This is a genomic window from Methyloligella halotolerans, assembly GCF_001708935.1.
Taxonomy (GTDB): Bacteria; Pseudomonadota; Alphaproteobacteria; order Rhizobiales; family Methyloligellaceae; genus Methyloligella; species Methyloligella halotolerans.
The window spans coordinates 269475-282659 of sequence record NZ_MASI01000001.1 but is presented as its reverse complement, the minus strand read 5'-3'; the positions used below and the strand labels follow the sequence as shown (position 1 = coordinate 282659).

Sequence of the window (13185 nt, the reverse complement as noted above, 5' to 3'; positions counted from 1 at the left end):
AACCTAGGAATGCGGCGCCTAATAGCGCCGGATCAGCCCCACCAGACGGCCCTGCACACGGACCCGGTCCGGCCCGAAGATGCGCGTCTCATAAGCCGGATTGGCCGCCTCGAGGGCGATCGAGTCGCCCCGGCGCCGCAGCCGCTTCAGGGTTGCCTCTTCCTCGTCCACCAAAGCAACGACGATATCGCCGTTATCGGCCGTATCGGATTTCCTCACGATGATCGTATCGCCTTCCAGAATGCCGGCCTCGATCATGGAATCGCCTTTCACCTCCAGGGCGTAATGCTCGCCCCTGGTGAGGATCTCAGGCGGTACATCGATGGAATGGCTGCGATTCTGGATCGCTTCGATCGGCACGCCGGCCGCGATACGGCCCATGACCGGGACGGTGACGGTCTGCGGCTCGTCGGCATCGGCCAGCGCGGGCTTGCGGCCGAGGCTGCCTTCAATCACCGCCGGCGAGAAGCCGCGCTGGCGGCCGGCGCCAAGCGGCTGCGGCATCGATTCCGGCAGCTTCAGGATCTCCAGCGCCCGGGCCCGATGGGGCAGGCGGCGCAGAAAACCGCGCTCTTCCAAAGCCGTGATGAGCCGGTGAATACCCGACTTGGAGCGGAGATCCAACGCCTCCTTCATCTCGTCGAAGGAGGGGGGCACGCCCGTCTCCTTCAGCCGCTCATGAATGAACATGAGGAGGTCTTTCTGTTTTGAAGTCAGCATATCCGCCCCTGCGAAAATTGTGTCGCCGCCACCCTCATAGGCCTCGTGGGCAGCGCGACATCTATGGACAAAGCATGAACAACACTACATGTTCTAGTTGTGTTCCGCAAGTCCCTACGAGAAGTCCCCACGACACGGCACCGCCAAATCACCGGTGCCCTCGCGAATGAAAGCGCTGCCGCCATGAGAAATCGGGCAAGCGCACCACGCACAACAGTATGAATCCTCAGCTTTTGAGCTGATTCGGTTGCCGAGGCCTTAATGGATCGCTGGGTCCGGGCGTTTAGAGATTGAGCGGCAGGACCGAAACGGTCTCGCCGCGCTCGGCGGCGGGAGCTTCGGGGGGCCGCACGATCAGGCAATCCGCTTTCGCGAACGCCGCCATGAGGGCGCTGTCCTGGGACATCTGCGGCGAGACGAGGCGCTCGCCCGCGTCATTCCATTTCGACGTTCCGCGGATGTAATGCTGGCGTGGCCCGTTCGTCTCGAGGGGAGCGGCCAAAATCGCCTTCTGCCGGACGTCCTCGCGACTGGAAAGGCCCAGCATGCGGGCCAGCATCGGTCGCAGGAACACATGGGCACAAACCATGGCAGAGACAGGGTTGCCCGGGAGCCCGAGGATCCGCTGAGCGCCACGGGTCCCGAAGATCAGCGGTTTGCCGGGACGCATGGCGATCTTCCAGAAATCCAGGGTCATGCCCTCTGCCTGCAGGACCTGACCGACCAGATCGCGATCGCCTACGGACGCACCGCCGACCGTCACCAGGATATCGGCGTCGGCGCCCGCGGCGATCATGCTCGCCAGACTGTCCGGGGTGTCTTCCGCGATGCCGAGGACCTTGGCGTCGCCGCCCGCGTCCAGCACCAAGCCGCAAATCCCGTAGGGTACGGAGGAGATAATCTGATCGGGCGCCGGATCGAAACCGGGCGGCACAAGCTCATCGCCGGTCGCCAGAATCGAGACCTTCGGCTTTCGCCGCACCCGCAGCTCCGTGGCGTTCGCTGCCGCCGCCAGCATCATCTGGCGCGGACCGATCACCGTGCCCGAATCGAGAACCACCTCGCCACGGTGGAAGTCCTGGCCCTGGGGGCGGATATGCCGTCCGGCCTCCGCCTCGCGGATCGTCACCCGCCGGGAATCCTCGCCGGTCTCCACGTTCTCCTGAGGCACCACCGTGTCGGCGCCCCGGGGCACCGGCGCGCCCGTGAAGATACGAACCGCTTCGCCGGCGCCGACCTTGGCCGCGTAGCCGCTTCCGGCCGCGGCCTCGCCGACAAGCTTCAGGGTGGCGGGCAGGCTTTTCACGTCGTCGCCCCGGACCGCATAGCCGTCCATCGCAGAGGCATCGAACGGAGGCTGGGTCAGATTGGCGGAAACCGCCTCGGCGAGCACGCGATTGCGAGCATTGCCCAGGGAGACCGGCTCGGCGGGCAGGGGGCCGAGCCCCTTCACGACGCGCGCGAGCGCCTCATCCACCGGCAATAGGCTCATTACCGGACCTCCGCCTCGCCCGCGGCCCGATAATGGCCGGACCGGCCGCCGGCCTTTTCCAGCACGCGGATACCCGACATAACCATGCCCCGATCCACCGCCTTGCACATGTCGTAGACCGTGAGGCAGGCGACCGAGACGGCGGTCAGCGCCTCCATCTCCACCCCCGTCTTGCCGTCGACCTTCACCGTCGCGCGGACGTTCAGCTTGCCCGCCTCGCGCTCGGCATCGAATTCGACCGCAACCTTGTTGAGGGCCAGGGCGTGACAGAGCGGAATGAGCTCATGGGTGCGCTTGGCCGCCATGATCCCGGCGATCCGCGCGGCCGCGAGCACGTCGCCCTTCTGCGCTTTGTCCTCCAGAATGAGATCGAGCGTGGAGGGCGCCATGGAGACATAGCCTTCGGCGACGGCCAGGCGGCTGGTGATATCCTTGGCGGAGATATCGACCATCCGCGCTTCGCCGCGCTCGTTGATATGGGTGAGGGCGGATGAGCTCATCGTCCTGCCTCCATTTCCTCGGATTTGAGTAACGCACGGGTCGCCGACGCCACGTCCGCATGACGCATCAGGCTTTCACCGACCAGAAAGCAGCGGACTTTCGAGGCGGCAAGCCGCTCGAGATCCGCATGTTCGCCGAGACCGCTTTCCGACACCACCGTACGGTCCTGCGGAACGCGGGGCGCCAGCCGTTCCGTCACCGCGAGCTTCGTCTCGAAGCTCTTCAGATCCCGATTGTTGATCCCGATCAGCGGCGCATCGAGCCGCAATGCCCGCGTCAGTTCGGCCTCGTCATGCACCTCGACCAGAACGTCCAGCTCGAAGGCCTTTGCGGTTCGGATCAAGGTGCGGGCCGTCTCGTCGTCCACCGCCGCCATGATGATCAGGATGCAATCGGCTCCCCAGGCGCGCGCCTCCGCGACCTGATAGGGATCGCACATGAAATCCTTCCGCAGGATCGGCAGGTCGACAGCCTCCCGGGCCGCCATCAGATAGTCTGGGCTGCCCTGGAAGGACGGACCGTCCGTCAGAACCGAAAGGCAGGCCGCGCCGCCTTCTGCATAGGCCTTGGCCAGCGCCGGCGGATCGAAGTCTTCGCGGATCAGCCCCTTGGACGGGCTGGCTTTCTTGATCTCGGCAATCAGCCCGAACCCGTCTTCCGCTGCCGCCTTGAGCCTCTCGATGAAGCCGCGCGGTGGGCACGTGGCTTCGGCCTTTTGGCATAGCGCGTCGAACGGCAGCGCCGTCTTGGCGGCCTCCACCTCCGCGCGCTTGTAGGTCATGATCTTCTGAAGGATATCGCCCATGGGCTTACGCAGCGCCTTCGGCGCTCTCCCGGCTGATCTCGACGAGCTTTGCGAGCACGTCCTTCGCCCGTCCGCTGTCGATGGAATCGGCCGCCAGCGCGACCCCGTCGCGCAAGGATTTCGCCTTGCCGCCGATCATAAGCGCCGCGCCCGCGTTGAACAGGACGATATCACGGAAGGGGCCTTCCATGCCCTCCAGCACCGCGCGGATATGGGCGGCATTGGCCGTCGCATCGCCGCCGAGCAGATCCTGCGGCTTCGCTTCCCGCAAGCCGGCATTCTTGGGCGAGACGTTGAAGGTCGAGATCCGGCCCTGATCGAGCGCAGCCACGTGGCTGATCGTCGTGGTGGTCAGCTCATCCAGCCCGTCGGCCCCATGCACCACCCAGGCGCGCTTCACCCCGAGCCGCCCGAGCACATGGGCGAGCGGTTCGACCCATTCCTTGCCATAGACCCCGATGAGCTGGAATTTCGTGTTCGCCGGATTCGCCAGAGGCCCAAGAAGATTGAAGATCGTCCGCGTGCCGAGCTCCCGGCGGACCGGCGCCACATGGCGCATGGCGGAATGATGAGCCGGGGCGAACATGAAGCCGAGCCCGGCCTCGCGGATGCAGCGGGTGACCTGCTCCGGTTCCAAATCGATATTGACGTCGAGCGCGGTCAGGACATCGGCCGAACCGGACCGGGAAGAGATCGAGCGATTGCCGTGCTTCGCCACGGGCAGTCCGGCGCCGGCCACCACGAAGGCCGCGCAGGTGGAAATGTTATGGGTGCCCTTGGAATCGCCGCCCGTGCCGCAGGTGTCGATGGCGCCTTCGGGCGCTTCGACCTTGCGCACCTTCGCCCGCAGCACCTTCGCCGCGCCCGTGATCTCGTCGACCGCTTCGCCGCGCATCTTCAGCGCGACCAGCAGCGCGCCAAGCTGACCCGGGGTGGCGTCGCCCGCCATCACCAGCTCGAAGGCTTCGGTCGCTTCCCGCTCGGATAGCTCTTTTCCCGAGACGACCTTGGCGATGGCATCGCGAAGGTCGGCCATGGGCGGGCGGTCCGCAGCGGGACCGCTAGACGGCACCGACCCGGCTCTCTGTTCCATCGGTTCTTGCCCTGCGCTCGACCCGGGCGAGGTCGAGGAAATTGGCGAGGAGCTGGTGCCCATGTTCGGACGCGATGCTCTCGGGGTGAAACTGCACGCCATGCACGGGGTGCGACTTGTGCTGGACGCCCATGATGATGCCGTCTTGGGTCTCGGCCGTCACCTCCAACACATCGGGGAGACTCGGCCGATCGATCATCAGCGAATGATAGCGGGTCGCCGAGAAATCCTGCGCCAGCCCGGCGAACACGCCACGATTCTCGTGATGCACCTTGGAGAGCTTGCCATGCATCAGCTCCGGCGCGCCCACGACCTTGCCGCCATAGGCCTGGCCAATGGCCTGATGGCCGAGGCAGACGCCGAGGATCGGCACATCCGCGCCGGCGCGCTCGATCAGCTCCAGGCAGATCCCGGCGCGATCGGGATCGCACGGCCCGGGCGAAAGCACGATGGCCGCCGGGTTCTCTGCCAGCACCTCATCCACCGTCACCTTGTCGTTGCGGTAGACGCGCGTCGCGCCCCGAGCTCGCCGAGGAAATGCACGAGGTTGTAGGTAAAGCTGTCGTAGTTATCGATGAGGGTGAGCATGGCCGTAGCTGTTATGCCCGCGCAACCGGGAGGTCAAGGAAACTAAGGCCTTCCGGCGCGCGGATCGTCCGTGACTGTAACCAGGATGTTTATCTAGGGATCGATGGGCGAGGGCGTAAGCCCCAGATCGGCGGGCACCAGGAACAGCGACAGCTCTCCGGTGCCGTAGCGGATATCGGCCCATTCCCCGACGGCGAAATCGGCGACCAGCAGGCCGCAGGTCGGGAATTTCTCGCCGAGCCGCTCCCGTGCATGTTTCGGGCCCCGTCCAATCAGGTCGAAGCCGAACAGATGAAAGCCCGGGTTGTGTCCGATGAGCATGAGATGCTTGGTCTCTGGCATCTGCTCGCGAACGATGTCGAGGAGCGTATCGGGGGCGGCGTGATAGAGCTCTTCGCGATACTCCACCGCCGGCGGCGGCTCCCAGGCCTGGGAGGCGAGGTCCAGCGTCTCCCGCGTCCGCCGTGCCGAGGAGCACAGGACGAGATCCGGCACCATGCCCCGCTCGGCGATGGCATCGCCCATCACAGGCGCCGCGACGCGCCCCCGCGACGATAGCGAGCGGTCGATATCCGCCATGCCGGGATTCTTCCAGCTCGACTTGGCATGCCGCAGAAGGCTCAGTCTCAACATCGTGGGCTCCGGCAACTGCGCGGTCGGAGAGGCCTCAACCGCCGCGCCGGTCCCGCGAGGAGAAGCGTACAGCCTCTTCGGCCGCTCGGAACAGCGCTTTCGCCTTGTTCACACATTCGGCCTGCTCCCGCTCGGGAACGGAATCGGCGACCAGCCCGGCGCCCGCCTGGACGTACATCTTGCCGTCCTTGATGACCGAGGTGCGCAGCACGATGCAGCTGTCCATCTCGCCGCCGGCGGAGAAATACCCGACGCAGCCTGCATAGGGCCCGCGACGCTCGTCCTCCAGCTCGTCGATGATCTGCATGGCGCGAACCTTCGGCGCCCCCGAAACCGTGCCGGCCGGAAAGCCCGCCATCAGCGCATCGATCGCGTCGTGGCGGGGGTCAAGCGTACCCTCCACGTTGGAAACGATGTGCATGACCTGGCTGTAGTATTCCAGGAAGAAGCTGTCGGTGACCGAAACGGAGCCGACCTCCGCCACACGCCCGACGTCGTTTCGCCCGAGATCCAGAAGCATCAGATGCTCCGAGCGCTCCTTGGCGTCGGCCAGCAGTTCCTGGGCGAGGGCAACATCCTCCTCAGGCGTCGCGCCTCTCGGCCGCGTGCCGGCAATCGGCCGGATGGTGGCCACCCCGTCGCGAACCCGCACCAGGATTTCCGGACTGGAGCCTGCCACGGCGAAATCGCCGAAATTCAGATAGTAGAGATAAGGCGATGGGTTCACCCGTCGCAGCGCCCGGTAAAGCGAGAAGGGCGGCAGGGTGAAGGGCGCCTCGAAACGCTGGCTCAGCACGACCTGGAAGATATCGCCTGCGGTGATGTAGTCCTTCGCCGCCGCGACCTTCTTCATGTAGTCCTCGGGCGCCGTCACATGCTGGGGCGTCGGTGCCTCGGCCAGGCTCTCCTCGCGCGGCTGATGGGGCAGCGGACTTTCCAGCTTGGCCAGCGCTGCGCCCAGCCGGGCCCGCGCCGCCTCATAGGCCGCCTCGGCGCCCACATTTGCAGACGGGCGCACCGGCGTGACCAGAATCATCTCGTCCCGCACGGAATCGAAAATCGCGATCAGCCGCGGCCGCACCATGAGGCTGGTCGGCAGCCCGAGCGGATCGGCCTTGTCGTTCGGCAGATCCTCCACCAGACGGACCGTGTCGTAGCCCATATAGCCGAAAACGCCCGCCGCCATGGGCGGCAGCTGATGGGGAAGATCGATCGCCGATTCCTTCAGCAGCGCCCGCAGCGACTCCAGCGGGGCATCGGCTTCGGCAGCGAAGGAATCCGCATCCTCGTCCGGCGTCCGGTTGATCTCGGCCTTGTCCGCCACGGCGCGCCAGATCAGGTCGGGATCGCAGCCGATAATGGAATAACGGCCGCGCGTTGCCCCGCCTTCCACCGACTCGAGCAGGAAGCTGTTCGGCCGTTCGTGGGCCAGCTTGAGGAACGCCGAGACAGGGGTCTCCAGATCGGCGACGAGCTGGGTCCAGACGACCTGGGCCGCGCCTGCGTCATACGCTTTCCGAAACGCCTCGAAATCCGGCTTCACGGATTCCGCACCGCCATTTCCGGCCGCGTCCCCAGTTGGAGCGGCGGTCTCCGAACTCACTGCTGTTCGGCCCCCGTCAGCCGGTTGATGGCTTCGTGGTTCACGCTCACCTGGTAACGGTCCTGCAGCGCACCGAAATACTGCGACAGGATATCGTCGCTGATGAACACCTTCAGCTGACGCTCAAGCTCCGCGCGCGCCGGTCCGTCGAGCGCCTTGGGCGGCGTGACCTCTGCGACCTGGAACAGGATACGCGCGCCCTGGACGCCGGCTTCGGCCGATCCGTAGGCCTTATCGGGCAGCGAGAAGGCCTGAGCCACCGCCTGAGGCAGCACGTTCAGCGCCATGCCGGACCGCTTCAGCGGCTGGGTGGTGACGACATCCTCCTCATGCTTCTTGGCGATGTCGGCGAGGGTCGCCTCGCCCTTGTCGAGCTCGGTGACCAGCTTGGCGGTGTATTCGGCGAGACGCTTCTGCCGGTCGTCCTGGCGCCACATGCGCCCGACCTCGGTCTTCACCTCCTCGAAGGGACGGACCCGCTGGGGGGTGATATCGACCACGTCGTACCAGACGAAGCCTTCATCCCCCGCATCGACCGGATCGTTCTCGACCCCCACATCGGAAGCGAAGGCCTCCTGCAGCAGCTTCTGCTTCTGCGGGATCTCCGGCTGCACGCCCGAGGCGGTGTTGCCCTGGGCGTCGACCTTCTCGATTTCCTTGTAGGGAAGATCGAGCTTCTCGGCGACTTCTTCCAGGGTGGCGCCCGAGGCACGCTCGTCCTCGATCCGGTCGTGGGTATCGAAAATGACGCTCTCGGCGCGGCTGGCGAGGATCTTCTTCTCGATCTCGGGCTTCACCTTGTCGAAGCTCGCTTCCTTGCCGGGAATGATATTGCTCACATGGAGCAGGGCGATCGCCCCCAGCTTGCCGGTGACCGGCTCGCTGACGCCGCCATCCTCCAGCTTGAACGCAGCCTCGGCCAGAACGGGATCGACCATGCCGGTGCGGGTCAGCACGCCGAGATCGACGTCACTCTCCTTCATGCCGCCGGCCTTGGCGACCTCCAGAAAGTCCTTGCCGCCCTTGATCTCGTCATAGGCTTTTTTGGCGTCTTCCGTGTTGGCGAAGGAGATCTGATAGACATGCCGCTTCTCAGGCGTGTCGTATTCGGCCTTGTTGGCCTCGTACTCGTCCTTCAGCTCCTTCTCGCTGATCTCCACCTGGTCCTTCACGGTCTCAGGCGACACCGCGATCACGCCGATGGTCCGGTATTCCGGCTGGGTAAACTCGGCCTGGTGGTTGTCGTAGAAGCTCTTGAGATCGGTCTCCGTGGGATCCGGAGAGGCATCCACGGCGCTCTCCGGCACCAAAACGTAGCGCAAGGTGCGGGTCTGATTGTTGTAGGTGTCCAGCGCATCGATCAGCAAATCCGGCGTGGCCACGGTCTGGCCGAGGGTGGACAGGATCTGGCGGCGCAGATTGCGCTCCCGCTGAATCTCCAGGAAGGTCTGCTCGCTCATGCCCATCTGAGCGAGATATTGCTGCAGCATGGCGCCGTTGAAGTTGCCCGCGTCGTCCTGCAAGCCGGGATCCTTCATGATCTCTTCCAGCAGCTTGTCGTCGCTGATGCCGAGGCCGAGATCCTGGGCATGGGTATCGAGCGCGGCACCGCCGACCAGCCGCTCCAGCACCTGGGCGTCGAGCCCCTGGGCGCGGGCTTCCTGAAGGCTCATGGTACGGCCGGCCTGGCCGCTCATCCCCTGCAGCACTTCGCGCTGGACCTGGAGATAGTCGTCACGGTTCACTTCCGTATCGCCGACCTTCACCAGGGTCTGGCTGCCGTAGCCGGTGAAGATGTCGGCAATGCCCCACACCCCGAAGCTCACCACCAGCAGACCGATGAGGATAACGCCGAAGAAGCGGCTGGCGCCTTTGCGCATAGAATCGAGAGCCACGCGTCTAACCTTCCCTAGGAGCCGGCACCGTCACCCTCGCGAAAGAAGAGGCGCTCGACCGTTCGAATTGTTTTCTACCGGTGCGGAATTCCACGCCAGAGCGCGGAAATGCAAGTTCAATCTTTGGACATTCCGGTGAGGCGGCGGCATCATAGGGAGCAACGTTTCGGGCGGCAAGCCGGGCCGACGCTGAGACGCGCGGGCCCGACCATAAAATAACCAACTGAAACGACTATGGAATCAGCCATCCAGCCAGAAAGGCGAGGGGGAACAGCGTGGGCGTAAGACCGCTTGTAGCCGGAAATTGGAAGATGAACGGGCTCGAGACCTCGTTGGCGGAACTCACGGCCCTGGGCAAGAAGCTGAAAGACGAGCCCATCGACGAGGCGGACATCATGATTTGCCCTCCGTCCACCCTCATCGCCCGCGCCCACGACATGCTGGCCGGGACCGCCATCGCCCTGGGCGGCCAGGATTGCCACGCCGCCGAATCCGGCGCCCATACCGGCGATATCTCCGCCGAGATGCTGGCGGACGCGGGCGCCGACGCCGTCATCGTGGGCCATTCGGAGCGCCGTGCCGATCACGGTGAGACCGACGCTCTCATCGCCGAAAAGGCCGCCGCTGCCCACCGCGCAGGACTGGTAGCCATCATTTGCGTCGGTGAGACGGAGCAGGAGCGGCGCGACGGCATCACCCTCGCGATCATCGGCAAGCAACTCGAAGGGTCGCTCCCCGACGATATCGACGCCGAGGACACGGTCATCGCCTACGAACCGGTCTGGGCCATCGGCACCGGGCTCACGCCGACCCCTGAGGATGTCGCCGAGGTACACCGGTTCATCCGCGGTCATCTCACTGAAAAGTTGGGCGAATCGGGCGAATCGGTCCGCATTCTCTATGGCGGCTCCGTGAAGCCTTCCAACGCCGCCGAGCTCCTGGCCGTGCCGGACGTGAATGGCGCTTTGGTAGGCGGAGCAAGCCTCAAGGCCGACGATTTCTATGGTATTCTGGCAACTTACGGCAAAAACTCGTGAGTCTCGGCCCCGTTTGAACCCTACAACGGTTGGCAGACCCCATCATCTTCGCCATTCTTCGGCCTAGTTCCGAAGCCAGACCGCGATCTCAGCCTGAGGTTGCGGCTGCAAGCTTCGGGTAACGAAAACGTGCCAAGGTTTTGGGGCTGAATGCGTCTGACAAGGGGCAGGATGTTGGTTTCGCGCACTGCGACTTTTCTTATAGCCGCCATCGCTTTTGCGTTGGTCTCCGGCGGAAGCGCGTATGCGCTGCCGCTCGATAAGGAGGCGTGCGACCAGCTCAAGGCCAAGCATGACGCCAAGCTCACCCCCGAGATCAAGGATGCCCTCGATCACGGGCCTGACTGGGTGAAGACGAATCTCGACGCGGCCAAGCTCGACCAGGTCCGCGAGTATCTCGTGCTCGAGGAGCGACTGGAGTTCCAGTGCCGCAAGGGCCGCTACATCAAGAAGTATTGGGACATGATCCCGCTCCCCATTCGCCGGCCTGAACCGCCCGTGCAAAAACGCGAGGAGGAGCAGCGGGCGGAGCATACGCCGCAGCACGAAGCGGGGCAGCGGGTCGTAAGCACTAGCCAAGCCCGCATCGATTAGCTAAGACCCCGCTTTGAAACAGTGCGTGCTCGCGCCGGACCGGCGTTGGAGCCGCTTTCTTGGATTCACGGACAGCTTCTGATGAGCACAATTCTTCTGGTCATCCATCTCATGATCGCCGCCGGCCTCGTGGCCGTGGTTCTGCTGCAGCGCTCCGAAGGCGGCGCGCTGGGCATTGGCGGCGGCGGCGGTGGAGGCGGCGGGCTGATGACCGGACGCGGTGCAGGCAACGCGCTCACCCGCGCAACCGCCGTGCTCGGCGCGGCCTTCTTCGCCACCAGCCTGCTGCTTACGATCCTGGCCGGATACAACACGGGCGGCACCTCGCCGCTCACCGGCGGCACGATCGGTGGGGATACCAACCTGCCGGCTCTGCCGTCGAGCCCGGCTCCGGCGACGCCGAAGGCGCCCGCCGAGCCACAGGCGCCCCAGTCCGAATAGGCGGGTAGGGCGGCAGGCCGCGAAAGACCGGCCGCCCGCGTCAATCTTTCCATCGCAATGCCGGTGGACGGCTGTTCTTTAAGCTACGCGTGCAACTGATTCCGGTGTAAGGTCGAGGCCCATGGCGCGGTACATATTCATTACCGGCGGCGTGGTTTCTTCCCTCGGAAAAGGACTGGCCTCCGCCGCTCTCGGAGCATTGCTGCAGGCGCGCGGATACAAGGTCCGCCTGCGCAAGCTGGACCCCTACCTCAACGTCGATCCGGGGACCATGAGCCCCTATCAGCACGGCGAGGTCTTCGTCACCGACGACGGCGCCGAGACCGATCTCGATCTCGGCCATTACGAGCGTTTCACGGGAACCCCGGCGAGCCAGGCCGACAACATCACCACCGGCCGCATCTATCAGGACATCATCGCCAAGGAGCGCCGCGGCGATTACCTCGGCTCGACGGTGCAGGTGATCCCCCACGTCACCGACGCCATCAAGGAGTTCATCGTCACCGGCAACGAGGGCGTGGACTTCGTGCTCTGCGAGATCGGCGGCACGGTCGGCGATATCGAGGGCCTGCCTTTCTTCGAAGCCATCCGCCAGCTCTCCAACGAACTGCCGCGCCAGGATTCGATCTTCATCCATCTCACCCTGGTGCCGTTCATTCCGAGCGCCGGCGAACTGAAGACCAAGCCGACACAGCACTCGGTGAAGGAGCTACGCTCCATCGGCATCCAGCCCGACGTGCTGCTCTGCCGGGTCGACCGGGAGATCCCGGAGGACGAACGCCGCAAGATCGCGCTGTTCTGCAACGTCCGGCCCGAATCGGTCATCCAGGCGCGCGACGTCTCGAGCATCTACGACGTGCCGTGCGCCTATCACGAGGAGGGGCTCGACACGGAGGTGCTGGAAGCGTTCGGCATCAAGGATGCGCCCCCGCCCAATCTCGCTGCCTGGCGGGAGATCGCCGAGACCGTCCACAACCCCGATGGCGAGGTGACCATCGCCGTCGTCGGCAAGTATACCGGCATGAAGGACGCCTATAAGTCCTTGAGCGAGGCGCTGGTCCATGGCGGCATCGCCAACCGGGTGAAGGTCAATCAGCGCTGGATCGAATCTCAGATTTTCGAGAAGCAGGATTCCGCGGCCTATCTGGAGGATGTCCACGGCATCCTGGTGCCCGGCGGCTTTGGCGAGCGGGGTGCGGAAGGCAAGATCGACGCCGCCAAGTTCGCGCGCACCCGCAATCTTCCCTATTTCGGTATCTGCTTCGGCATGCAGATGGCGGTGATCGAGACCGCTCGCCACCTTGCCGGCCTCGATGGGGCAAGCTCCACGGAATTCGGCCCGACGGAAGAGCCGGTCGTCGGCGTGATGACCGAATGGATGAAGGGCGAGGAGCTGCAGATCCGCCGCAATGGCGGCGATCTCGGGGGCACCATGCGGCTCGGCGCCTACGATGCCATTCTGGACGGTGGAAGCCGGGTGGCGAAGATCTATGGCGGCACCGAAATCTCCGAGCGCCATCGTCACCGCTACGAGGTGAACATGCGCTATCGCAACGTGCTCGAAGCGGCGGGCTTGCGCTTCTCAGGCCTCTCGCCCGACGGGCTCCTGCCCGAGATCGTCGAAATTCCCGATCATCGCTGGTTCGTCGGCGTGCAGTTCCACCCGGAGCTGAAGTCGCGGCCCTTCGCGCCCCATCCGCTCTTCGCCTCATTCATCGGCGCCGCGGTGGAGCAGAGCCGCCTGGTGTAATCGGGCGCCACTACCCATTTATCGAGGCTCGAC

12 protein-coding genes and 1 pseudogene are annotated in these 13185 nt (G+C 64.9%); 4 read left to right on the top strand and 9 right to left on the bottom strand.

Annotation, left to right across the window (positions count from 1 at the left end; all coding sequences use genetic code 11):
* Positions 1–18 precede the first annotated feature (18 nt).
* The 9 genes and pseudogenes from lexA to A7A08_RS01410 all read right to left on the bottom strand — a co-directional run bounded on the left by lexA (position 19) and on the right by A7A08_RS01410 (position 9330).
* A complete protein-coding gene (lexA, locus tag A7A08_RS01450; RefSeq protein WP_069093775.1) occupies positions 19–720 on the bottom strand; it encodes a transcriptional repressor LexA in 702 nt (233 codons plus the stop codon).
* A gap of 283 nt (positions 721–1003) precedes the next feature.
* Positions 1004–2212: a molybdopterin molybdotransferase MoeA gene (locus tag A7A08_RS01445; RefSeq protein ID WP_069093774.1), complete on the bottom strand. Its 1209-nt coding sequence runs from the start codon at positions 2210–2212 to the stop codon at positions 1004–1006.
* Positions 2212–2712 carry a cyclic pyranopterin monophosphate synthase MoaC gene (gene moaC / locus A7A08_RS01440; RefSeq protein ID WP_069093773.1) on the bottom strand — a complete coding sequence of 167 codons (501 nt, stop codon included), beginning with the start codon at positions 2710–2712 and terminating at the stop codon, positions 2212–2214. The genes A7A08_RS01445 and moaC overlap by 1 nt, the downstream gene beginning before the upstream one ends.
* Positions 2709–3518, bottom strand: coding sequence for an indole-3-glycerol phosphate synthase TrpC (trpC, locus tag A7A08_RS01435; RefSeq protein ID WP_069093772.1), 810 nt, complete (start codon positions 3516–3518; stop codon positions 2709–2711). Before trpC ends, moaC begins: the two co-directional genes overlap by 4 nt.
* 4 nt (positions 3519–3522) lie before the next feature.
* The gene (gene trpD / locus A7A08_RS01430) at positions 3523–4554 is read right to left on the bottom strand and encodes an anthranilate phosphoribosyltransferase (RefSeq protein WP_069093771.1); all 1032 of its coding nucleotides are present in this window, start codon (positions 4552–4554) and stop codon (positions 3523–3525) included.
* A gap of 25 nt (positions 4555–4579) precedes the next feature.
* A pseudogene (locus A7A08_RS01425) lies at positions 4580–5199 on the bottom strand (anthranilate synthase component II).
* A 93-nt stretch (positions 5200–5292) separates the two neighbouring features.
* Positions 5293–5832, bottom strand: coding sequence for a SixA phosphatase family protein (locus A7A08_RS01420; RefSeq protein WP_083226348.1), 540 nt, complete (start codon positions 5830–5832; stop codon positions 5293–5295).
* Between the two features lie 34 nt (positions 5833–5866).
* Positions 5867–7435, bottom strand: coding sequence for an anthranilate synthase component I (gene trpE / locus A7A08_RS01415; RefSeq protein WP_069093769.1), 1569 nt, complete (start codon positions 7433–7435; stop codon positions 5867–5869).
* The gene (locus tag A7A08_RS01410) at positions 7432–9330 is read right to left on the bottom strand and encodes a peptidyl-prolyl cis-trans isomerase (protein ID WP_141693792.1); all 1899 of its coding nucleotides are present in this window, start codon (positions 9328–9330) and stop codon (positions 7432–7434) included. The genes trpE and A7A08_RS01410 overlap by 4 nt, the downstream gene beginning before the upstream one ends.
* Positions 9331–9605: 275 nt before the next feature.
* Between A7A08_RS01410 and tpiA the strand changes: the two genes are divergently transcribed.
* The 4 genes from tpiA (at position 9606) to A7A08_RS01390 (ending at position 13152) form a co-directional block, all read left to right on the top strand.
* Positions 9606–10367 (top strand): triose-phosphate isomerase, encoded by a 762-nt coding sequence (gene tpiA / locus A7A08_RS01405; RefSeq protein WP_280948578.1) that lies wholly within the window; start codon positions 9606–9608, stop codon positions 10365–10367.
* A gap of 171 nt (positions 10368–10538) precedes the next feature.
* Positions 10539–10961 (top strand): hypothetical protein, encoded by a 423-nt coding sequence (locus A7A08_RS01400; RefSeq protein WP_141693791.1) that lies wholly within the window; start codon positions 10539–10541, stop codon positions 10959–10961.
* A gap of 81 nt (positions 10962–11042) precedes the next feature.
* The gene (gene secG, locus A7A08_RS01395) at positions 11043–11402 is read left to right on the top strand and encodes a preprotein translocase subunit SecG (protein WP_069094256.1); all 360 of its coding nucleotides are present in this window, start codon (positions 11043–11045) and stop codon (positions 11400–11402) included.
* A gap of 121 nt (positions 11403–11523) precedes the next feature.
* Complete coding sequence (locus tag A7A08_RS01390) at positions 11524–13152, top strand: CTP synthase (RefSeq protein ID WP_069093765.1); 1629 nt, start codon at positions 11524–11526, stop codon at positions 13150–13152.
* Positions 13153–13185: the final 33 nt, after the last annotated feature.

Bases quoted from the DNA above. Each gene is read 5' to 3' on its own strand.
- trpD (WP_069093771.1), bottom strand. From the start codon at position 4,554: ATGGCCGACCTTCGCGATGCCATCGCCAAGGTCGTCTCGGGAAAAGAG.
- moaC (WP_069093773.1), bottom strand. From the start codon at position 2,712: ATGAGCTCATCCGCCCTCACCCATATCAACGAGCGCGGCGAAGCGCGG.
- A7A08_RS01390 (WP_069093765.1), top strand. From the start codon at position 11,524: ATGGCGCGGTACATATTCATTACCGGCGGCGTGGTTTCTTCCCTCGGA.
- trpC (WP_069093772.1), bottom strand. From the start codon at position 3,518: ATGGGCGATATCCTTCAGAAGATCATGACCTACAAGCGCGCGGAGGTG.
- secG (WP_069094256.1), top strand. From the start codon at position 11,043: ATGAGCACAATTCTTCTGGTCATCCATCTCATGATCGCCGCCGGCCTC.
- A7A08_RS01445 (WP_069093774.1), bottom strand. From the start codon at position 2,212: ATGAGCCTATTGCCGGTGGATGAGGCGCTCGCGCGCGTCGTGAAGGGG.
- A7A08_RS01420 (WP_083226348.1), bottom strand. From the start codon at position 5,832: ATGTTGAGACTGAGCCTTCTGCGGCATGCCAAGTCGAGCTGGAAGAAT.
- A7A08_RS01400 (WP_141693791.1), top strand. From the start codon at position 10,539: ATGTTGGTTTCGCGCACTGCGACTTTTCTTATAGCCGCCATCGCTTTT.
- lexA (WP_069093775.1), bottom strand. From the start codon at position 720: ATGCTGACTTCAAAACAGAAAGACCTCCTCATGTTCATTCATGAGCGG.